Here is a 21,598-nt window from a genome sequence, read left to right as displayed (position 1 = left end):
TCTCGGCAATGTTGTTCAGGGCACCGTGCGCTGCGCGCACAGCGCGGGGATCAGTCGGCAGTGATGTTGGAACGGGCTGCCACGGCGCGCATGGCGGGCAATTCGCGCTGGATCAATTCGCTGGCCGCAGCGCCGCTGCTGAACGCCGGCTCCATGCCCTGGGCAGTCAGCTTGGCCTTGGTCTCGGGGTCGGCCACGGTGGTGGCCAGGGCCTTCTCCAGCTTGGCGCGCACCTCGGGCGGCAGGCCCCTGGGTGCGGCCACCACCAGCCAGGTGTCCAGGTTGATGTCGGGGTAGCCGGCCTCGGCCAGCGTGGGTACGTTGGGCAGCAGCGGCGAGCGCTTGGCCGTGGTGACGGCAATGGCCTTGATCTTGCCGGTCTTGAGCTGCGGGATGGCGGCGCTCACCGTGTCCACGGTGAAGGGCACCTGCCCGCCCATCAGGTCCGTCATGGCCGGGGCGCTGCCCTTGTAGGGGATGTGCGCCATCTTCAGCCCCGTGGCCTGCAAGATGGTCTCACCCGCGAAGTGCGAGGTGGTGCCGCTGCCGAATGATCCGTACGAATACTTGCCCGGCGCTGCCTTCACGTAGTCGACGAACTGCTTGACGCTTTGCACCGGCACCTCCTGGTTGGCCAGCAATATCAGCCCCGTGCGGCCCGAGATCCCGATGGGCTCGAAGCCCTTGACCGGGTCGTACGGCAGGTTGCTGCGGATGGCGGGGTTCACCGTGAAGGTGGTGCCCGAGCTCATGAGCAGCGTGTACCCGTCTGCCGGCGCTTTGCTAACGTAGCTGGCGCCGATGATGGTGCCCGCCCCCGCGCGGTTCTCGATCACGATGGGCTGGCCCAGCGCCTGGCCCATGCGCAGCGCGATCACGCGGCCCAGCACATCGGTGGCGCCGCCCGGCGGGAAGGGGATCACCAGCGTGATGGGCTTAGTGGGGAATGCGGTTTCAGCCGCCTTCGCGGGGGCACTGAACGCAGCCAGCGCGGCCACGCTGGCCAGGCCGGCGAACAGCATGGCGTGCAGGCGGTGGGCACGCGCAGGGTTGGATCGGGTGGCAGACAGCGGCATCGGTGTTTTCATGAACAGCATTCCTGAAAGAGAGGTCGGTTGGTCGTCAGCGTCACATCCACGCCATGCAGCCATGGTAGGAGCCGATATTGAATGCAACAAGCGCAATGTTTAGAATTGTCGATTGCCGAAAAAGCAATTGAACCAGATGCCCCCTGAGTCGCTTCGCGCCTTCCCCCTCAGGGGGACGCCCCCAGTGCGGCGGGGCGGCCCTTGCACGGGGGCACTGGCTCTGGCCGCGCCAGTTGCATGGGCTGCGGGCAACGCATAGCGCGATAGATAACTGAACCGACAGGAAACCCCATGGCCAGCCACATCCTGCAAGAGACCGCCGTCCGCTACTTCCTCGAAGTGGTGCGCGCCGGCTCGGTGAAAGACGCCGCCCTGCGCCTGAACGTGGCCCCCTCCGCCGTGAGCCGACAGGTGGCGCGCCTGGAGCGCGAGATGGACACCCTGCTCTTCGAGCGCCAGGCGCGCGGCATGGTGCCCAATGCGGCGGGCGAGCTGCTGGCCGCGCACGCCAAGCGCGTGCAGCAAGACAACGAGCGCGTGCTCAGCGACATATCCGCCCTGCGCGGCCTGCGCAAGGGCTTTGTGCGCGTGGCCAGCGCGGCCGGCTTTGCCTACGACCTGCTGCCCACGCTGATCGCGCGCTTTGGCGAAACGTATGAGGGCATCCGCTTTCACCTGGAGATGTGCGCCCAGGGCGAGGTGCCGGGCCGCATCCGCGACGGCGAGGCCGACATCGGCATCACCCTGAGCGGCCTGCCCGAGCCCGGCATCAAGCTCGAGCTGCGCCACCCCTGCCCCGTGCTGGCCGTCATGTCGCGCCGCCACCCGCTGGCTGCGCAGCGCCAGCTCTCGCTCAGCCAGGTGGCGGCCTACCCGCTGGCCCTGCCCACGCCGGTCAGCTCCATCCGCCAGTTGCTGGACACCAGCTGCAGCCGCCAGGGCCTGCAGTACACCACCGCCATCACCAGCAACCACGCCGACTCGCTGGTGAGCTACGCCGCCACCGCGCTCGAATCCATCGCCTTCTACGGCGAACTCTCGGTGCGCACGCGCCTGCAGTCGCTGGAGCTGGTGGCCATTGCCCTGCGCGACCGCGAGATGAACGAGCGCTACCTGGAGGTGCAGACCCTGGCCGGCCGCGCCCTCCCCGCCGCAGGCAAGGCCTTCGTGCAGTTCCTCACCGAGCACATCAGGGCCGGGTAGCGGCGGGCGGGCGGGCGGGCGGGTGGGGGTTGGCCCCCCGCCCTGCTGCATATATGCCGGCACTCCCCAGCGGCTGATCCGCGCGCCAGAGTGGTCTCGTACCACCAACCTCCGCGCGGAGCCCTTTCCATGAACCTGTACGAACTGGCCTCGCAAGACGAGGCCTGGGGCGCTTTCACCCTCGACGACAACGACGACGGCACACCGTTGTCTGCCTGGCCTGCGGACCCGCCCGCCTCCATGCCGCCCGGCCCAGTACCTCTTGACGCAGCCCTGGAGGCTGCCGCCCGCGAATACGGGGTGGACGCCGACGTGCTGCGCGCGCTGGGCCACGGCGGCTCGGTCGATTCCATTTTCGACACCGCAGCCTCGCTGCGCTCGCGCCTGGAGGCCTTCGATGGCGACTACGCCCAGGCCCTGGCCTCCTACCGCCGGGAAGAAGAGGGCAACGCTGGCGATGCCTTGGCGGCACCGGCCGCTGCACCCCTCTCGCCCCCAACGCAGGCCGATGCGCAGGTGCCCGCCCCGGGGCCTGCACCGACGCCGGCCCCCTCGGAACGGCCCAGGCCCGCAAGGCCCCAGGCAGCCGCGCCCGTGCCGGGGGCGCCGCCATCGCAAGCCGCAAGGCCAGACCAGCCCCCTGCCCCGCCAGACGCCAGGCTGGGCGCCGCCGACGACCCGCGCAGCCTGCTGTACCGCCAGGCCCCGGCGACGCAGAAGCCTTTCGTGGATGAGGTGAAGAGCCAGCTGGCGTCGGGTGCGAAGACCCTGGCCCGGATGCTGCCGGGCATCGGCGCCGCCGCACGATGGGTGGCCACCCAGCCCGAGGCCACCGCCGGCAAGGCCACGCCAGCCAGCGTTGGCAGCGTGCTGGAACGCGCCGCACCGCCTGCGGACTTGCCCAGCGCCAGCTTCGCCCCGGTGCGGCCCGAGGTGCGCCAGGCCTTTGGCAACGCATGGAACGCAGCCAACCCTGAAGACCGCCAGCGCATGCAGTCCATGCCAGGATGGCAGGGCCAACTCGCACGCGAGAGGGCCGCGCAGTTCGCGCGGGCAGACGAAGGCGCCCTGTCGCGCTCGCCCACCGCAACCCTGCTCGATACCCGCGCCGAAGGCCGCACCAAGGCACTGATCGCCAAGGGCGAGCACCCCGACTTCGCGCGGCGCGCGGCCAGTGAAGGCGCAGCCGCAGGCGTCGCACCGGGGCAAGAGATCAAGGCCCTGGGCGGCACGGTGCAGCCCTCCACCTACGACTTCGACACCAAGAACCTGTTCGACCCCGACCACCCCGCCAACCTGCTCAACAACGCAGTGGTGCGCGGCGTCGCCAAAGGCGGGCTGGGCCTGGGCAAGGGTGTGGTGGGCTTGAGCCAGGCCATCGAAGACCTGACCGGCGCAGACGATGCAACCCGGCAACGCACCGCAGACCGCGCCACCTCATTGCGCGGCATGGAGCAGGCCATTGGCGAGCGCGGCACGCACCTGCAGCGCAACTTCGAAGGTGCCGTCAGTTCCATCACCCAGCAGTTGCCCATGCTGGTCACGGGCAGCTTCGTTCCATCGCAGCTGCTCAGCATGGGCGGCATAGCGGTGCAGTCGTTCGGCCAGGAGTACAGCGACGGCAAATCACGCGGGCTCGACCCGCAGCAGGCAGCCGGGCGCGCAGGCGCATTCGCCGCCTTCGAGGTGATCGGCGAGAAGTTCGGCTTCAAGGGCAACATGGAGGCCATCCGCAAGGCCACCGCCGGCATGCACGGGGATGCGCTGGCGGGCTTTCTGGCCAACCTGGTCAAAAAGGAAATCCCCGGCGAGGTGCTCACCACCACCGGCCAGTTCGCCGTGGACAAATGGGCCCCCGCCGGCATGGCGCTGAACCCGAACGCCACGCTGGGCGACTACGTCCAACAGCTGGGCGACACCATCACCCAGACCGTGATGCAGGGCGCAATGATGAGCGGGGGACGGCGCGTGCTGGGAGGTGGTGTGACGCAGCCCGCATCGCGCGTACAGGACCAATCCACCGCACCGCACGCACCCCAGGCCGGTGAAGGGACCTATGAGGGAGGCACCGGCAACACCACCGCCCCCACTCCAGCGCCCTCATCAGGCTCCACGGCACCAGCAACGGGCTACCACGGCGAGCCCGTGCCCAACACCACCCAATGGTCGGACGTAGCCGCCGCCGACAAGAAAGCCCGAGCCGAAGCCGAGATACTGCGCCAGGCCGAGGCCCTGCCGGCACAGGATGCTGCAACCGGCGCGGCGACCACACCAAGCCCTGCCGCCCCATCGGCCACGCCCACGATGCCCATGCCGGCATCGACGGACGGCAACAGCAGCGGCACACAGCAAGGCGCCAACGCCTTGCCGCACGGACAGGTCAACAGCGACGCAGATCAGGCAGAGACAGCCACCCAGGCAAGCGCCGCCGATCCCGCAACCAATGCACCCGGCACCCCAGCTCCGGCCCCAACGCCTTCCGCTGCGAACGCTGAAGCCGATGCCAGCGCCGCAGCCACAGACATAGCGCCAGCCACTACCCAGCACGGCTCGGCCCACCACACGGCAACGGCACAGGTCCAGCCCCCGGCCTCCGCCCCCATAGACGCACAGGTCCAGGCCCTTGACTCCGGCATGCTCGTCGTCGGCGGCGACCAGGCCACCATCCTGGCGCACCTGCAGGCTGGCGGCGTGCGCGGTGCCGAGCCATTCGCCGGCGTGACCCTGGTGCCCGTGGACCAGGCGGCACTGGCGCAACGGGTGCTCAGCCGCCCACTCGCCGTCACGGCTGGCCCGCAGGTGGGGAGCGGGTCTCAGCGCGCATCGGCAACGGCCACCCTGCCACAGGCCAGAGCCGCCTCGCGGTTCGCGCCCGCAGACCCTCGAGGTGGAGCGCCAACGGCTGGCAGCTCCAAGGAGGGCTCCAGCGATGTGGGCGCCGGCGCCTCACGCACAGAGCATGGCTCACCGGCGAATGGGGGAGCATTTCAGCCTGCGCCAGTCATGCAGATGCAGCGCGACGGCACGCTGATGGTCAAAGGCGACCCCGCACAGTTGCAGGAGCGCCTGCGCCAAGGCGGCGTGGACCGCGTGCTGCGGCGCAAAGGCGGCGTGGTTGTCGGGCTCGATCAGGTGGACAAGGCGCGGCAGTTGCTGGGCGGCCTGCAGCCCGCGCAACCTCACAATCCTGCACCCAGCCAAGGCAAGCTCGTTGCAGAGAGCTACCGCAGCGGCTACAGTAGTGTCAATGGACGCGTTCAAGAACCAACCCAGCCCGACGATGGACTCGGACCCACTCAAGGCGACGCCCGAGCGGCCGGCGATGGTGCTTTGCGGCGGGGTGGTGGAGCACCCTTACCGCATCGGACCGCCTCTCTCGTGGGAGTCGGATTTGCCGGGCGAATGGAGCCAGCCGACGACCAAGGGAGCAGCCAGGGGATTCTGCGGCGGGATGGAAGAACATCCCTACCACGTAGGACCGCCGCTCTCGTGGGACTTGGAATCGCCGAGCGAATCGAACGCTCCGGCAGCCAATCCCTCCTTGGCGAGCAAGTAGACAGCCCGCAACGCCTGGCCGAGCTGGCCCAGGTGTATCGCGATCCCCGGTTCGAGACGTTCCGGGTTTTCTTTGTCAAGGACGGCGTGGTGGTGCATGCCACCGGCGTTAGTTCCCGCATGCCTGGCACAGCGCCCATGGCTCCTGCTGGCGTCAGCGAGCAAGAGTATGTGAACCAGATGCGCGACATCAAGCAGAAGACTGGGGCGGACTCTTACTACCTGCTGCACAACCATCCGTCGGGCAATCCCACGCCCAGCCCTGAGGACGTTGGACTCACACGCATGCTGGGGGCGCATGTCCCGGGTCTCGTGGCTCACGTTGTCATCAACAGCAACAAATACGCCGTGATCGACGCTGCGAACCAAGGCAGAGAACCTGCCGACATGGTGCGCTACCAAGACTTCGGCGAGGACAGGCTGCTCAAGGCCAGCAAGCCCATGGCGGTATTGGGCGAAAAGATGGCTGGGCCAGACGACCTTGCCATCGTGGGCAAGTCCATGCAGCGGCCAGGCTGGATCACGCTCATCGGCACCGGCGCAGATGGCAAGGTGCGCGCGATCTCCGAGGCCCCAGCCAGCATCCTCACGCGCAACTATCCCTACCTCGCGGCCACCGTGCGCCGCTTCATGCGCCAGTCAGGCTCGGGCAGCGTTTTCGCGGTAGGCGACGCGGGCGACATAGGGTCCAAGCCTGTGCGCGATGCACTGGCCGCCGGCATCCTGCATGACGCGCTGCCCGATGCAGGGCGCACACTGCACCAGCAGGGCGTGCATACGGGCGGCAAAGGCTTCTCGCTGACCCGGGGGCGCCGGGTTGCCGAAGGCGGTCCAGCACCGACCTCCCCAAGCGCAGCGAGCATGGAGACGCAGCTCGACGGCACGCTGATGGTCCGAGGCGATCCCACACAGTTGCAGGAGCGCCTGCGCCAAGGCGGCGTGGACCGCGTGCTGCGGCGCAAGGGCGGCGTGCTCGTCGGGCTTGACCAAGTGGGCAAGGCGCGGCAGTTGCTGCAGCAGCCGCCGCCACGCACCTCGGCCTCGGCGGACCACTCTCTGCCCTCCCCCCTGTCGGGCCAGCAGTTCAGCCGCAACGCATCAGCAAGCAAAGCCGAAGATGGACCTTCGCCTGCCAGCCGCTACAGCACCCGTTCAACGCTCCCCAAGGCGGAGCTTTCGCTTGAACGCATCGACCAGGTGATCCAGGAGACTCTTGCGGGGGTTGCTGGTGCGCCACCAGTCAAGGCCGTGGGCAGCCCCGGAGATATCGAACTCGTCGTGCCTGCGGAAGTAATGGCATCGGGCATTACCCTCGGGAGTGGGGATATCTATGTGTTCCAGTCGGGCGTGGGCTCGGACCTGGACGTGCGGCTGGTCGTTTTCCATGAACTGCTCCATCGGGGTGTGCGCTTTCTGGTGCCACGCGCGCAGTACGTGCAGACCATGCTGGACCTGGCGGCAAGCGACACGCGGGTTCAGCAGTATGCCAATGAGTGGAAGCGCACTGGCATCGTGCCGCAACAGCGTGAGCAACTGGCGCGCCTTGGATACACAGGCAGTGAACTGCAAGGGCAGTTGGAGGCGATGGCCATTGAGGAAGGCTTGGCACGGATATCCGAGGAGCTGAATGTCGATTTGAGCATGGGAACGCGCTGGAAGCCATCGCGCATCCGAGCACTGGCGCAATGGTTGGCCACCGTGGCTGACAAGGCAGGCATGGCCAAGCTGGCGCGGGCCATAAGAGCCATGACCTACAACGAGGCCGAGCGCTTTGTGATGCGGGCAATCGAGCATGCGGGGCGCAAGGATGGCGATGCCCAAGGCAACAGCCAAGCCCGGTTCAACACCACATCCGCACACCAGTCGCAGGGATCGGGTGCAGCCGGTGCAGGTACGTTGCAGTTCTCTCGAACTGCAGCGACCAAAACTGCCTACGAGGCCCGAATCGATGCATTGTTTGCGGGAGCGCCAGCAAACAGAATCGGCGTCACTGTTCTGGACTCGTCTGACATGCTGGGTTTGCTTGGATACGCGGCAACACCACTGTACTTGCAGGAAAGCAAAGTCTTGCAAGGACAGTTCAAGCATCCCCACATGACTGCTGCTGAGTGGATGAAGGTACCGCAATGGCTGGAAAGCCCAGCTGCGGTTTTTGATTCGGATACCGTTGCAGGAAGGCTGGTGGTGGTCGCCCCAGAGACAGTGCAAGGTTCGCATGTACTCATGGTCGTAGAGCCTGACGCGGAAATCGGCTCCGCGGCGCTGCGACTGCATTTACTGGTCAACGCATACGACAAGGACGACGGGCCGCCGCCCTATGGCCGCTGGTTGAGGGACGGACTGGCGCGGTATGTCGACCAAAAAAAGTTCCCGACCATCTTGGCGCAGGCTGGGCTCCGATTGCCCAGTACGGCGGTCCAAAACAAGCCGGGAACGCGAAGGATTTTATCGGAAAAGCACTTGGCTGGCTACCGCCGCGCACAAGGCGAAGGCCCTGGCGCGCGTCCAGGCGCCCACACCAGCCAGGGCCTGCCCTCCCAGCCCGCCACCGTGCAGTCCGTAAAGGCTGCCGTGGCCAAGCTCACGAACAGCATGGGCCTGCTGGCAGAGGGTCGTGGCCGCGTGGTGGTGGCCACCTCAGCAGATATCCAGGCGCACTGGGAGCCTCTGGTCGGCGAAGTCGATCTGGGGTCGCCGGTTTCGGGCTTGGCACAAGGTTTCTACGACCCCAACAGCAAGACCGTCTTCCTCATCGCCGATCACATCGAAGCCGGCCAGGAGATGGCCGTGGCCGCGCATGAGCTGGTGCACAAGCATGGCAAGGCGGTGCTGGGAGAACAAGGATGGAAGCAACTGCACGAGGTGATCGGCAGTTGGGCGAACAGGCCCAAAGGGAGCCTGGAGCGCCGGGTCTACGACGAAGCCATGGCACGCGTGCAAGCTTCGCGTCCAGACAGTGCAGAGCCGGGCACCTACAGCAGCGAAGAACTGTTTCCCTACGCCGTGCAGGTGGCGATGGAGCTGGGCGTGCAACCTACGGCGCTCATGCCAGCCAACTCGGTGCAGGGCTGGTTGGCGCGGGTGCGGGCATCGCTGCAGGCCTTGCTGGGCAAGCTGACCGGGAATCCGCAGGCTTTCGATGGGCAGGACCTGGTGGATTTGGCGTTTGGCATTGCGCAGCGGGAACGCTCCACACGCGACGATACTTCTGGTGCCGCAACTGACCTTGTGCATGGAACGGCCCAACGCACTGCCTTGTTGTTCAGCCGAACACGTGTTCCGAAGGTGCGCGAAGCATCAACCTTCAGCGAAGCACGCGAGGCGGTTAAGCAATTTCAGGGCAAAGAGCTAACCAACGAGTCCACTGGCCTCAAGGCAGTGGTATCGCGCAATTCACTCGACAAGATGCTCAGCGGCAAGGCGGTGGCCAAGTCCGAGACACCCGCTACGCATGCCATGGCCGTAGCCAATGCGGACAGCTTGTTTGAGCATGCAATCCTGGGTTGGAGCAAGCAGGACCGAAGTGACGACGTGAACATTCGGGCAGTTCACCGCTTCTTCGCACACATGCAGGTGAATGGACGCTCAAAGCTGGTCAAGCTGACCGTTAAGGAAACGGGGCAAGAAGGACGGGCCAACCCACTGTACACAGTGGAGGCGGTGGAACTCAACGAGCATGTGCCCAGCGCCCAGTGGTTGGAAGCTGCAGCCCGCGAGGACGGGCTGGAATTGAACACAAAAGATCCCCAGCGGGGGGAGTGGGTTGGCGAGATAGCCGATCCACGAAAGACCGACCCTAGAACAACCCTCTATGGGGTGCAGCTCCCGGCTCGCGCCGTGAACCACTCCGCTGGGGACCTGTTCAGTTTAGCCCAGGAGATAGAGCGGCGCAATGCGCGTGGGGACGCTGCCGGTGATGCGACGCCTCGGTTCAGCACACGCAGCAATGACCAGGGCCCAGGCCTATCGCTTGAACAGGTGCAGCAACTTGTGCAGCAGGCTTTGTCGGGCCTCCGGAACCCGCCACCAGTCGATGTCGTGCTGCGGGCCGCTGACCTGGGGATAGTCGCGCCGGAAGGTGCAATGGGTGTATGGACGGGGAATCGGCTTGCCATCGTCGTCGAGAATCATCGGCAGGTCATACAGGTTCGAGAGACGGTTTTTCATGAGCTGTTCCATGCGGGGCTGCGCAACATCTTGCCCCGGCGTGATTATGTGCAGGCCATGCTCGATCTGGCAAAGCGCGACGCCAGAGTGCACCAGTACGCGATGGACTGGAAGAAGGACGCTCCTGAAGCGGCGATGCAGCTACAAGCCCTGCGCGATGCCGGGTTCGCCGGCAGCGAGCTGACAGCGCAGTACGAAGCCCTGGCCATCGAGGAAGGCCTGGCCGTGGTGGCCGAGGAACTGCGCGGGCGCATGCAGGCAGGCTTGCGTCTCGGAGAGCAGGTGCGAGTGCTTGCGGGTTGGCTGGCCAGCGTTGCCGACCGCATGGGCATGAACCGCCTGGCAGATGCCATCCGGGCGATGACCTACAGCGAGGCCGAGCGCTTTGTGATCCGCGCCATCGACCACGCGGGAGCGGCAGGCGGCGAGATGGAGAACTCTGGCCGGGCACGGTTCAGCACCCGCCGCGCACAAGCTCCGCAAGCCGGTGCTGCAACTTTTTTCGCGCAGCCAACCGACTCAGTGCAGATGCAAATCCAGCGCGACGGCACGCTGATGGTCCGAGGCGATCCCACACAGCTGCAGGAGCGCCTGCGCCAAGGCGGCGTGGACCGCGTGCTGCGGCGCAAAGGCGGCGTGGTCGTCGGGCTTGACCAGGTACACAAGGCGCGGCAGTTGCTGCGGCAGCCGCCAAGCGCCCCAGCCTGGGCAGGCCCCTCCCTGCCCTCCCGCCCCTCCCTGTCGGGCCAGCAGTTCAGCCGCAGCGCACCGCCTTCGCCTGACCGCACCTCGCGGTCCAGAGGCTTGCCCGCCAAGCCCGCCACCGAGCAGTCCGTGCGCGCCGCAGTGACCAGGCTCACCAACAGCATGGGCCTGCTCGCCGAGGGTCGCGGCCGCTTGGTGGTTGCCACCTCAGAGGACATCAAGGCGCATTGGGAGCCCCTGATCGGCGAAGTCGACATGGGCTCGCAAGACACCGGTCTGGCCCAGGGGTTCTTCGACCCCAACACCGACACCGTCTTCATCATCGCCGACCACATCGAAGCCGGCCAGGAGATGGCAGTGGCCGCGCACGAACTGGTGCACAAGCATGGCAAGGCAGTGCTGGGCGAAGCGAGGTGGAGGCAACTGCACGAAGTGATCGGCAGTTGGGCGAACAGGCCTGAGGGGAGCCTGGAGCGGCGGGTCTACGACGAGGCCGCAGCGCGCGTGCAGGGTTCGCGGCCGGCCGGAGCGGATGAGACCAGCTACAGCAGCGAAGAACTGTTCCCCTACGCCGTGCAGGTTGCGATGGAGTTGGGCGAGCAGCCTACGGCGCTGATGCCGGCCAACTCGGTGCAGGGTTGGCTGGCGCGGGTGCGGGCATCGCTGCAGACCGTGCTCGGCAAGCTGACCGGGAATCCGCAGGCTTTTGATGGGCAGGACCTGGTGGATTTGGCGTTTGGCATTGCGCAGCGGGAGCGCGCTACGGCAGTCAAAAGGAAAGGAAAATCATTCAAAAAAATATCGAGGCATACAAAAATTGAGACGGTGAGCATGCCCAAACGACCAGGATCACAACTCCTTGCTCGACCTTCCCGGCGCACCTTAATAGAACTCCATAAATTTGGAATGAATGCAAAACAACGCAGAGATTTTCTTCAAGGTGAACAGGTTATTTTCGAAGACCCATCCACTGAAAAATCAGTGATATACGTTTTCAAATTAGATAGAGGAATCTTTAGAGCAGGCATTTGGGATTTGATCAGCGATGAGAGTGGCGCTATAATGAATTTTTCAAACCAATCACGATCACTAGGTCAGAATCTTGGAGTTAGCCATCTGGAACTGTTTGGAGCAGACATTAGGAATACTCGTCTCGCAAAGCTATTGGCTAAGCGTGGTTTTTCAGAAGGGGAGTCCGTCTTCATTAGAGGCTATGGATTCAGCAAGCATGTGCCAACATTGCGCAAAATGGAGCGTTTGAAAAATGAATAATTCCACATCCGAAAAAATGAGGCCTTACATAGAGATGAAAAATTCTGGCGCAAGCAGCCATGAGGTATTCGCGAGACTAAAAGTTGATGGTTGGACAACCTCCGACTGCATGCTGATTGTGGCTGGCATATTTGAGATGGAATTGGGGGATGTCCGAGAAATTTGGCATGACTTCTACAGGCGGCACAAAACAGTAAAAACTTAATCCTTGCAAATCTTGATTTCGCATGGCTGAACGTCGAGCGCCCTCAGCCCCCTGAAGGTTCCTACGAAGCGACCCGCCGGCAACGCAGGGTGATAAGGTGCGCACGGCACCGGCAACTCAAGCTGCCTCATGCCGGTGCCGTCACCGGTCCCTACGTCGTCAGCAACTGGCTACCAAGACGAGTCCGCGCTCAATGTCACCCAATAGTTTGACGTAGGTAGCTACCGCCAGGGAAAGCCGAGACTCTCCCGACACAGACAGCACTAGGCCATCAGGACCTGCCGCTCCATCGGCCACCCCCGCGACGCCCTTGCCGGCATCGACTGACGGCAACCGCAGCGGCACCCAACAAGGCGCCAACGCCTTGCCGCAAGGACAGGTCAACAGCGATGCGAGCCAGGCGGAGAGAGTCCCCCAGGCACCCGGCACCCCAGCTCCGGCCCCAACAGCGTCCACGCTGAATGCCGAAGTGGATGCCAGCGCTGCAGAAGCAGCACCCACAACTACCCAGTACGGCACAGCCCGCCATACCGCAGCGGCACAAGTCCAGCCCCAGTCCCCCGCCCCCATGGACGCCCAGGTCCAGGCCCTCGACTCCGGCATGCTCGTGATCGGCGGCGACCAGGCCACCATCCTCGCGTACCTGCAGGCAGGCGGCGTGCGCGGTGCCGAAACTTTTGCGGGCGTGACGCTGGTGCCCGTGGACCAGGCGGCACTGGCGCAACGGGTGCTCAGCCGCCCACTCGCGGCACCGGCTGGCACGCAGGCGGATCGTGGGTCTCAGCCCGCATCGGCAACGGCCAGCTTGCCAGGGACCAGAACTGCCGCACAGCTTGCGCCCGCTACTGCCCGAACGCCAACGGCTGGCGACTTCACAGCGGGCCTCAGCGCGGTGGGCGCCGATGCACCTCGCACAGGTCATGGATCGCAGGCGAATGCTGGAGCGCTTCAGCCCGTGCCAGTCATGGAGATGCAGCGCGATGGCACGCTGATGGTCAAAGGCGACCCTGCACAGTTGCAGGAGCGCCTGCGCCAAGGCGGGGTAGACCGCGTGCTGCGGCGTAAGGGCGGCGTACTCGTCGGGCTCGACCAAGTAGACAAGGCACGGCAGTTGCTGGGTGCACCCCAACCCCACCCTGCGCAGATAAGCGAAGGCGCAGACACTGCAGGATCGCCACCCATCAATGCCCTCCACGCCAGTTCGGTCGCCTTCGAATCGCCCTCAGCCACCTCAGTTGCATCATCAAGTGACGATGCTCAACGCGAATCCAGAATTCAGGAACAGGCGCGCATACTGCAAGGAGCACCTGCGGCTGTGCTCAAAGGCAACGAAGCGCCTCACGGGTATCCGCTCCTGCGCGACTGGGCGGTGAGACTGTTCCAAGGCTTCGGCAACAAAGCCACGAACAGAGAAATTGGTCAGGTGGTGCTGGACGAACGGTCGGTGCGCGACTCAATGGCACACCGCATGAATCCTTACAAGGCGGTGGCGTTCGCCGCAGCAAGACAGGTGGTGGAGCATGGTGCTCTCGTACTGAGCGCACAGCACAGTCGCGACACCACGGGCCACTTCATCAGCGCGCCGGTGAGCATTGCAGGGGTGGAGAACATAGTCACCGTGCTGGTTCGTACAACGCCGAACAGCCAGCGCATGTACCTGCACAGTGCAATCACAAAAGAAAGCCTCCTGAAGTCCGGTAATTCCGGGGCCGACACCGTGGACGGTGTGGAGCGATCCAGCAAGGCAACTTCAGGAGACGTGGCCAGTGTACTTCGCAGGTTGTTGACGGTCAACGTAGAGGTGCCAGTTGCCAGCATCTCCAAGCCTTCACCCCGCAATGCCACATCCAAATTCAGTACGCACAGCGGTAACCACGCACCAGGGCTATCTCTTGAACAGGTGCAGGAGCTTGTGCAGCAGGCCTTGTCGGGGCTCCGCAACCCGCCACCAGTCGACGTCGTGGGGCGGAGCGAAGAGGCTTGGGTCGGGGCGCCGGAGGGTGTAATGGGCGCGGCGCTGCCAGAAGAGGGCCGGATCGTGATCGTCGCTTCGGCTCACCAGAACGCCGACGCGGTGGCCGAGACGCTTTTCCATGAAATGTTCCATTTGGGAGTGCGCAATGTATTGCCGAGCCGCGATTATGTGCAGTCCATGCTGGACTTGGCAAAGCGCGACAGACGGGTGCAGCAATACGCGATTGAATGAAAGGCGAAAGCGCCGGATGCTCCGCGTCAACTGCGCGTGTTGCGTGAGAGGGGCTTCACCGGAACTGAGCTGACAGCCCAATACGAGGCCCTTGCCATCGAAGAGGGTTTGGCCGTAGTGGCCGAAGAGCTTCGTGCCCAGAAGCTGGCGGGCACCCGTCTGGGCATGCGCATCCGAACGCTGGCCAACTGGCTGGCCAGCGTGGCGGACCGCATGGGCATGGGGCGGCTGGCCGCTTCGATCCGAGCGATGAGCTACAACGAGGCCGAGCGCTTCGTGATGCGCGCCATCGACCAGGCGGGGGCAGTTGGCGCGGAAGCTTCGCACACCGGGCAGACACGGTTCAGCACCCGCAGCGCGCAAGATCCATCGGCCGGCCTTCAAACTGATGACAAGAATGATGGCACGCAGATCCACTCCATGCGCATGCAGATGCAGCGCGACGGCACGCTGATGGTCAAAGGAGACCCCGCACAGTTGCAGGAGCGCCTGCGACAAGGCGGCGTGGACCGCGTGCTGCGGCGCAAAGGCGGCGTGGTTGTCGGGCTCGATCAAGTGGGCAAGGCGCGGCAGTTGCTGGGCGGCCTGCAGCCTGCGCAACCTCACAATCCTGCACCAAGCCAAGGCGACTTCGTTGCAGAGAGCTACCGCAGCGGCTACAGTGATGCCAATGGACGCGCTCAAGAACCTACACAGCCTGACGATGGCCGAGGACCAACAACTGGTCGATCCAGTGCTTCCACCGCTGACAGCGTGCGGGGGGCGGGTGATGCCATACCGCCTCGAACCGCCACTCTCGTGGGACTTGGAATCGCCAAGCGAATTGAGCGTACCGGCAGTCAATCTCTCGTCGGGCAGCAAGTAGACAGCCCCGCGCGCCTGGCCGAACTGGCCCAGGTGTATCGCGACCCCCGGTTCGAGACGTTCCGGGTCTTTTTCATGAAGGATGGCCAGGTGGTGCATGCCACTGGCGTCAGCGCGCGGCTGCCGGGCGAGACGCCCATGGTGCCGGCCGGGATGACCCATCCTGAGTACTATCAAGAGTTCCGAGACAACATGCAGCGCACTGGGGCTGATGGTTACTATGTGCTGCACAACCATCCATCTGGCAACCCCACGCCCAGCGGGCCGGACCTGGAACTGACCAAGACCCTCGCCGCGCATGTGCCGGGCCTGCTGGCCCACGTTGTCATCAACAGCAACAAGTACGCCGTGATCGACGCTGCGAACCAGGGCAGTGAACCTGCCAACATGGTGCGCTACCAAGACTTCGGCGAGGACAGGCTGCTCAAGGCCAGCAAGCCCATGGCGGTATTGGGCGAGAGGATCGCAGGATCGGACGACTTGGCCATCGTAGGCAAGTCCATGCAGCGGCCAGGCTGGATCACGCTCATCGGCACCGGCGCAGATGGCAAGGTGCGCGCGATCTCCGAGGCCCCAGCCAGCATCCTCACGCGCAATTATCCCTACCTGGCGGCCACCGTGCGCCGCTTCATGCGCCAGTCAGGCTCGGGCAGCGTTTTCGCGGTAGGCGACGCGGGCGACATAGGGTCCAAGCCTGTGCGCGATGCACTGGCCGCGGGCATCCTTCGTGATGCGCTGCCCGATGCCGGACGCACGCTGCACCAGCAGGGCGTGCATACGGGCGGCACAGGCTTCTCGCTGACCCAAGGGCGCCGGGTTGCCGAAGGCGGTCCAGCACCGACCTCCCCAAGCGCAGCGAGCATGGAGACGCAGCTCGACGGCACGCTGATGGTCCGAGGCGATCCCACACAGTTGCAGGAGCGCCTGCGCCAAGGCGGCGTGGACCGCGTGCTGCGGCGCAAGGGCGGCGTGCTCGTCGGGCTTGACCAAGTGGGCAAAGCGCGGCAGTTCCTGCTGCAGCAGCCGCCAAGCGCCCCAGCCTGGGCAGGCCCCTCCCGGCCCTCCCTATCGGGCCAGCAATTCAGCCGCAGCCCACCAGATCAAGCTTCACAGGCCAGGGGCCTGCCCTCCAAGCCCGCCACCGTGCAGTACGTGCGCGCTGCCGTGGCCAAGCTCACCATCAGCATGGGCCTGCTGGCCAACGGCCTCGGCCGTGTGGTCGTGGCCACCTCAGCCGACATCCAGGCGCACTGGGAGCCCCTGGTCGGCGAGGTGGACATGGGCTCGCAAGACACAGGTCTGGCCCAGGGGTTCTTCGACCCCAACACCGACACCGTCTTCCTGATCGCCGACCACATAGAAGCCGGCCAGGAGATGGCTGTGGCCGCGCACGAGCTGGTGCACAAGCATGGCAAGGCGGTGCTGGGCAAAGCGAGGTGGAGGCAACTGCACGAGGTGATTGGCAGCTGGGCGAACAGGCCCGAGGGGAGCCTGGAGCGGCGGGTCCACGACGAGGCCGCAGCGCGCGTGCAGGCTTCGCGGCCGGCCGGAGCAGATGAGACCAGCTACAGCAGCGAAGAGCTCTTCCCCTATGCCGTGCAGGTGGCGATGGAGTTGGGCGTGCAGCCTACGGCGCTGATGCCGAACAACTCGGTGCAGGGCTGGCTGGCGCGGGTGCGCGCATCGCTGAAGGACGTGCTCGGCAAGCTGACAGGCAATCCACAGGCTTTTGATGGGCAGGATTTGGTGGACTTGGCGTTTGGCATTGCGGAGTTGGAGCGCTCAGCCTCGGCCCTGCCGCAGAACGGTCTTGAGCGGCCCAATGGCAGCGCACCTTCCGCCCCCTCTCTTCCCATCCAGATGAGCCGCGATACAGGCAAGGACGGTGCGGGGACGGCGAAGGAGAAAGGCCCGCTGGGTTCGGAGGGCCATCCGCGTCCGGTTCCGCTCACAGACTTCAAGGTTAACTACGGACAACGACCCAAGTAACGCCATTACGATGCTCGTGGACGGAGAGCTTGTTGTTTTTTCCGGCATCGAAATAAAGGATTGCGATCCCATCCTATTTATTGGAAAAAATGGAAAAAAGAAATCAGGAGAGCACATAGTAATCGACGCCCATGGAGTGACAGAGGCGATGCTGAAGGCAGTGATTTCTTATTACATTGAAACGAAGGGCGCCCCTCCGGTTGGATTTCCGGGGAATTTGACTGATGATAATCGCAAAAATTTCCGAAAAGAGTTCGACAAACATCGCGCAAGAGATCACAATGGCACAATGGATGATTGGGCGCAGTCCGCAATAAGGGACATATCGTTCGGTAAAGCCAGGCAGAAACTGGGGTATGGGGTTTTTGAAATAGAGTTGCTGGGTTTTGTCAATGTCGGTGATTTTAAGAATGTGCCCAAAGAAATAAATGTTATTGCAAGGCGCTATTGATTTTTAAAGGAGTTACCATGACGGGGTTGGATGAAGAAGGTTTGGAGATGCTGAAGTCTTATCTTGGGAGAGACGTTTCCCAGGAGGTAGGGAGCTGTCGTGATTACATGGATGTGTACAATCTGCATATCGAGGATTTGCGCGAGCTTGTTCGAAAAAGAGCGGATGTGTATGCAGCGATGTACGTAATGCATCTTCTTGGGAAGGGGGGGCTTCGGAATGCAAAATTATTTATATGTGATGTTGTTAAAGAGAATGAAAATATTGATGATTGGTTGAGAGATAGTTACCAGGAAGGGTGAGATAATTTTCTGCGAAAGCTATAAGGATGGTCTGCAAAACCCAATTCGCCAGACCGGCACAGCCTGATGTCGAGCGCAAGGTCACTTGATGCCTGCGTAATCCGCTTTTTGGGACCGGTTTGACACCGTTTGCAGGCCTGTTTCAGCCCTTGTGGCGCCACTTCGAAACGGCGAGTTCAAACACGGTCGCGGCACGCTGGCTGGAATTGCTGAACAAAGAGATCGACTCGGAAGTGATCGCCCTCTGCAACGGATCTTCTACAGCCGCGACAGACGATCCAGTGACGTAGCAGGCTGCCCCGACCCCATAGACGCACAGGCCCAGGCCTTGGACTCCGGCATGCTCGTCGTCGGCGGCGATCAGGCCACCATCCTGGCGCACCTGCAGGCAGGCGGCGTGCGCGGTGCCGAGCCGTTTGCGGGCGTGACGCTGGTGCCCGTGGACCAGGCGGTACTGGCGCAACAGGTGCTCAGCCGCCCACTCGCTGCACCGGCTGACCCGCAGGCAGGCCGTGGGTCTCAGCGCGCATCGGCAATGGTCACCTTGCCAGGGACCAGAGCTGCCGCACAGCTTGCGCCCGCTACTGCTCGAAAACCAACGGCTGGCGACTTCACAGCGGGCCTCAGCGCGGTGGGCGCCGATGCACCTCGCACAGGTCATGGATCGCAGGCGAATGCTGGAGCGTTTCAGCCCGTGCCAGTCATGGAGATGCAGCGCGATGGCACGCTGATGGTCCGAGGTGACCCCACACAGTTGCAGGAGCGCCTGCGCCAAGGCGGCGTAGACCGCGTGCTGCGGCGCGAGGGAGGCGTGGTCGTCGGGCTCGACCAGGTACACAAGGCGCGGCAGCTACTGCAGCAGTCACCACACGCCCAAGCCTCGGCCGGCCCCGCCGCCACGGGCCAACAGTTCAGCCGCAGCGCACCCCCTTCGCCAGACCGCCCCTCACGGGCCATGGGTCTGCCCTCCCAGCCCACCACCGTGCAGTCCGTGCGCGCTGCCGTGGCCAAGCTCACCAACAGCATGGGCCTGCTCGCAGAGGGTCGTGGCCGCGTGGTGGTGGCCACCTCAGCCGACATCCAGGCGCACTGGGAGCCCCTGGTCGGCGAGGTGGACATGGGCTCGCAAGACACAGGTCTGGCCCAGGGGTTCTTCGACCCCAACACCGACACCGTCTTCCTGATCGCCGACCACATAGAAGCCGGCCAGGAGATGGCTGTGGCCGCGCACGAGCTGGTGCACAAGCATGGCAAGGCGGTGCTGGGCAAAGCGAGGTGGAGGCAACTGCACGAGGTGATTGGCAGCTGGGCGAACAGGCCCGAGGGGAGCCTGGAGCGGCGGGTCCACGACGAGGCCGCAGCGCGCGTGCAGGCTTCGCGGCCGGCCGGAGCAGATGAGACCAGCTACAGCAGCGAAGAGCTCTTCCCCTATGCCGTGCAGGTGGCGATGGAGTTGGGCGTGCAGCCTACGGCGCTGATGCCGAACAACTCGGTGCAGGGCTGGCTGGCGCGGGTGCGCGCATCGCTGAAGGACGTGCTCGGCAAGCTGACAGGCAATCCACAGGCTTTTGATGGGCAGGATTTGGTGGACTTGGCGTTTGGCATTGCGGAGTTGGAGCGCTCAGCCTCGGCCCCGCCGCAGAACGGTCTTGAGCGGGCCAATGGCAGCGCACCTTCCGCCCCATACTTTCCCATCCAGATGAGCCGCGGGGCGGGAGTGGACAACGCAGGTGCAGCACCGGAGAAAGGTCCGCTGGGAACAGAGACAAATCCTCGGCCAATCCCGTTCAAAGAAGAAGACCTCAAGGTCCGGATGTCAAAAGACAACCCCTATGAAGACGACATTGCTTTGCTCGTGGAGGGCGAGTATGTTAGTTTTGCAAACATAGAAGATACGAAATATGGCCCTCGCCTAAATATTAGCAAAACGGCACAAATGGAATCAAAAGAGTATATCAAGATTGATGATCACGGAGTGACAGAAGCGATGTTGAGAAAAATAATCCTTTACTACACACAAGAAAGAGGGGGACCTCCAACTGGATTGCCAGGAAATCTAGCCGGAAGCAATCTTGAAAATTTCCGAAAGGAATTCGACAAACATCGAAAAATCAATCACAATGGCACGAAGGATGATTGGGCACAGGCAGCAATAAGAGACATATCATTCGGAAAATCCAGGGAAAAACTGGGGTATGGAATCTTTGAAATTGAATTATCGGACTCTATTGATATCGACGACCTGAAAAATCTACCCAAAAATGTAAATATTATTTCAAGGCCCAGCTGATTTTCAAGAAAACATCATGACCAATACGAATACCATAGAGATTCTGGGGGCGGCCCTTGGAAGAGATATATCCCAAGAAGGGGGTAGCTGCAGCGATTACCTTTATCTATACAATCATCATATTGACGAAGTACGAAAAATCATGCCCATGGGCAGTGTTTACACCAACAAATTCATACTATTCCTTCTCGGCTGGAATGGCGACCTTGGAAACACGATGTCTTTTATGGAGTATGTAGTCAAAGGAAGGGAAGATATAAATTTGTGGCTGAAGGAGTCTTATAAATCCGAATGGAGAAAGAGCCCTCCTGCATCCTGAAATATGGTACGCCGGCGTCAGCGGAATGACCCGGCGGTCTCAAATTTAAAGAGCAACGCCGCGAGCCCATCCAAATTTGTTCGATTGGTAGTTGTAATGGGTTAAGGTCGGCGAGCCACTTACCGTCCTGAACAAACCCACTTCCCGCAAGCGCACCTGCAACAGCGCCCCAGGCCCGGCCACCGCCCCCATAGACGCACAGGTCCAGGCCCTGGACTCCGGCATGCTCGTCGTCGGCGGCGACCAGGCCACCATCCTGGCGCACCTGCAGGCCGGCGGCGTGCGCGGTGCCGAGCCATTCGCGGGCGTGACCCTGGTCCCCGTGGACCAGGCGGCACTGACACAACGGGTCTTGCTTCGCCCATCGCGCGCTCTGGCGCCATCAGGCCAGTCGGCAGGTCATGCATCGGTGTCTGCAAATAGCGACGGGACTACTGCGCGAAGGCCCGTGCGCGACACATCTGGTGAACGAGGATCCGGGCCCCATACTGGGGATCGCCAGGGGCATTCCCGCTACACTTTCCGTGATGACGACGTCCCCACCCGCCCTGCCCCATCCGTTGACCGGCATGACACGGATTCCGCCTCACCAGAACCGGTCGCTCCTGTCAGTGCGCGAGTCGGAGACACGCATGGATTACTACGATCCGGGCGGGCCGTTGATCTGGGAGTCGGACGAACAGGACGCGGTGGACGGGGCGACTTTGGCCCTGACAGAACTGCCGCAGATACCTCAAGTCACGGCAGTGGCCGCTTTTACCTCCACGAGCCCGCCCAGCCCGACGATGGATACTCTGCGGGCACCGCACAACCAGCCAGAGCAACTGCTGGCGGAGCGCGCCGTGGAGGGGCGGGCCAAGGAGGGCCCGCGGCACCCCGGGCCACTCTTGTGGGACTTGGAATCGCCGAGCGCGTCGAGCTTGCCGGCAGCCAGGCCCTTGTCGGTGAACGGGTAGATTCGCCAGAGCAGCTTTGCCTGCCG

The 21,598-nt window shown here is 63.6% G+C and carries 10 protein-coding genes; 9 read left to right on the top strand and 1 reads right to left on the bottom strand.

Features of this window, described 5'->3' with window-relative positions; all coding sequences use genetic code 11:
* Positions 1-50 precede the first annotated feature (50 nt).
* Positions 51-1,022: a Bug family tripartite tricarboxylate transporter substrate binding protein gene (locus ACSQ3Y_RS15865; protein ID WP_436180124.1), complete on the bottom strand. Its 972-nt coding sequence runs from the start codon at positions 1,020-1,022 to the stop codon at positions 51-53.
* A gap of 357 nt (positions 1,023-1,379) precedes the next feature.
* Here ACSQ3Y_RS15865 and ACSQ3Y_RS15860 point away from each other — a divergent pair, with 357 nt between their 5' ends.
* The 9 genes from ACSQ3Y_RS15860 (at position 1,380) to ACSQ3Y_RS15820 (ending at position 21,572) form a co-directional block, all read left to right on the top strand.
* Positions 1,380-2,291, top strand: a complete 912-nt coding sequence (locus ACSQ3Y_RS15860) for a LysR family transcriptional regulator (protein WP_436178004.1) — start codon at positions 1,380-1,382, stop codon at positions 2,289-2,291.
* Between the two features lie 129 nt (positions 2,292-2,420).
* Positions 2,421-11,990 carry a JAB domain-containing protein gene (locus tag ACSQ3Y_RS15855; RefSeq protein WP_436178003.1) on the top strand — a complete coding sequence of 3,190 codons (9,570 nt, stop codon included), beginning with the start codon at positions 2,421-2,423 and terminating at the stop codon, positions 11,988-11,990.
* A gap of 773 nt (positions 11,991-12,763) precedes the next feature.
* Positions 12,764-14,401, top strand: a complete 1,638-nt coding sequence (locus ACSQ3Y_RS15850) for a hypothetical protein (RefSeq protein WP_436178002.1) — start codon at positions 12,764-12,766, stop codon at positions 14,399-14,401.
* A gap of 117 nt (positions 14,402-14,518) precedes the next feature.
* Positions 14,519-17,254 carry a JAB domain-containing protein gene (locus ACSQ3Y_RS15845; protein ID WP_436178001.1) on the top strand — a complete coding sequence of 912 codons (2,736 nt, stop codon included), beginning with the start codon at positions 14,519-14,521 and terminating at the stop codon, positions 17,252-17,254.
* A gap of 10 nt (positions 17,255-17,264) precedes the next feature.
* On the top strand, positions 17,265-17,705 hold the full coding sequence (locus ACSQ3Y_RS15840; protein WP_436178000.1) for a hypothetical protein: 441 nt from the start codon (positions 17,265-17,267) through the stop codon (positions 17,703-17,705).
* Between the two features lie 17 nt (positions 17,706-17,722).
* Complete coding sequence (locus ACSQ3Y_RS15835; protein ID WP_428001195.1) at positions 17,723-18,007, top strand: hypothetical protein; 285 nt, start codon at positions 17,723-17,725, stop codon at positions 18,005-18,007.
* A 340-nt stretch (positions 18,008-18,347) separates the two neighbouring features.
* A complete protein-coding gene (locus tag ACSQ3Y_RS15830) occupies positions 18,348-20,297 on the top strand; it encodes a hypothetical protein (RefSeq protein ID WP_436177999.1) in 1,950 nt (649 codons plus the stop codon).
* A gap of 16 nt (positions 20,298-20,313) precedes the next feature.
* Positions 20,314-20,616, top strand: coding sequence for a hypothetical protein (locus ACSQ3Y_RS15825; RefSeq protein ID WP_436177998.1), 303 nt, complete (start codon positions 20,314-20,316; stop codon positions 20,614-20,616).
* 632 nt (positions 20,617-21,248) lie between these two features.
* Positions 21,249-21,572, top strand: coding sequence for a hypothetical protein (locus ACSQ3Y_RS15820; RefSeq protein ID WP_157412569.1), 324 nt, complete (start codon positions 21,249-21,251; stop codon positions 21,570-21,572).
* The last annotated feature ends 26 nt before the right edge of the window (positions 21,573-21,598 follow it).

The sequence above is a fragment of the Acidovorax sp. LjRoot66 genome (assembly GCF_964253305.1).
Lineage (GTDB): Bacteria > Pseudomonadota > Gammaproteobacteria > Burkholderiales > Burkholderiaceae_C > Acidovorax.
This window is presented reverse-complemented; position numbering and strand designations above follow the sequence as displayed.

Bases quoted from the DNA above. Each gene is read 5' to 3' on its own strand.
- ACSQ3Y_RS15865 (WP_436180124.1), bottom strand. From the start codon at position 1,022: ATGCTGTTCGCCGGCCTGGCCAGCGTGGCCGCGCTGGCTGCGTTCAGT.
- ACSQ3Y_RS15860 (WP_436178004.1), top strand. From the start codon at position 1,380: ATGGCCAGCCACATCCTGCAAGAGACCGCCGTCCGCTACTTCCTCGAA.
- ACSQ3Y_RS15855 (WP_436178003.1), top strand. From the start codon at position 2,421: ATGAACCTGTACGAACTGGCCTCGCAAGACGAGGCCTGGGGCGCTTTC.
- ACSQ3Y_RS15850 (WP_436178002.1), top strand. From the start codon at position 12,764: ATGGACGCCCAGGTCCAGGCCCTCGACTCCGGCATGCTCGTGATCGGC.
- ACSQ3Y_RS15840 (WP_436178000.1), top strand. From the start codon at position 17,265: ATGCTCGTGGACGGAGAGCTTGTTGTTTTTTCCGGCATCGAAATAAAG.
- ACSQ3Y_RS15835 (WP_428001195.1), top strand. From the start codon at position 17,723: ATGACGGGGTTGGATGAAGAAGGTTTGGAGATGCTGAAGTCTTATCTT.
- ACSQ3Y_RS15830 (WP_436177999.1), top strand. From the start codon at position 18,348: ATGCTCGTCGTCGGCGGCGATCAGGCCACCATCCTGGCGCACCTGCAG.
- ACSQ3Y_RS15825 (WP_436177998.1), top strand. From the start codon at position 20,314: ATGACCAATACGAATACCATAGAGATTCTGGGGGCGGCCCTTGGAAGA.
- ACSQ3Y_RS15820 (WP_157412569.1), top strand. From the start codon at position 21,249: ATGGATTACTACGATCCGGGCGGGCCGTTGATCTGGGAGTCGGACGAA.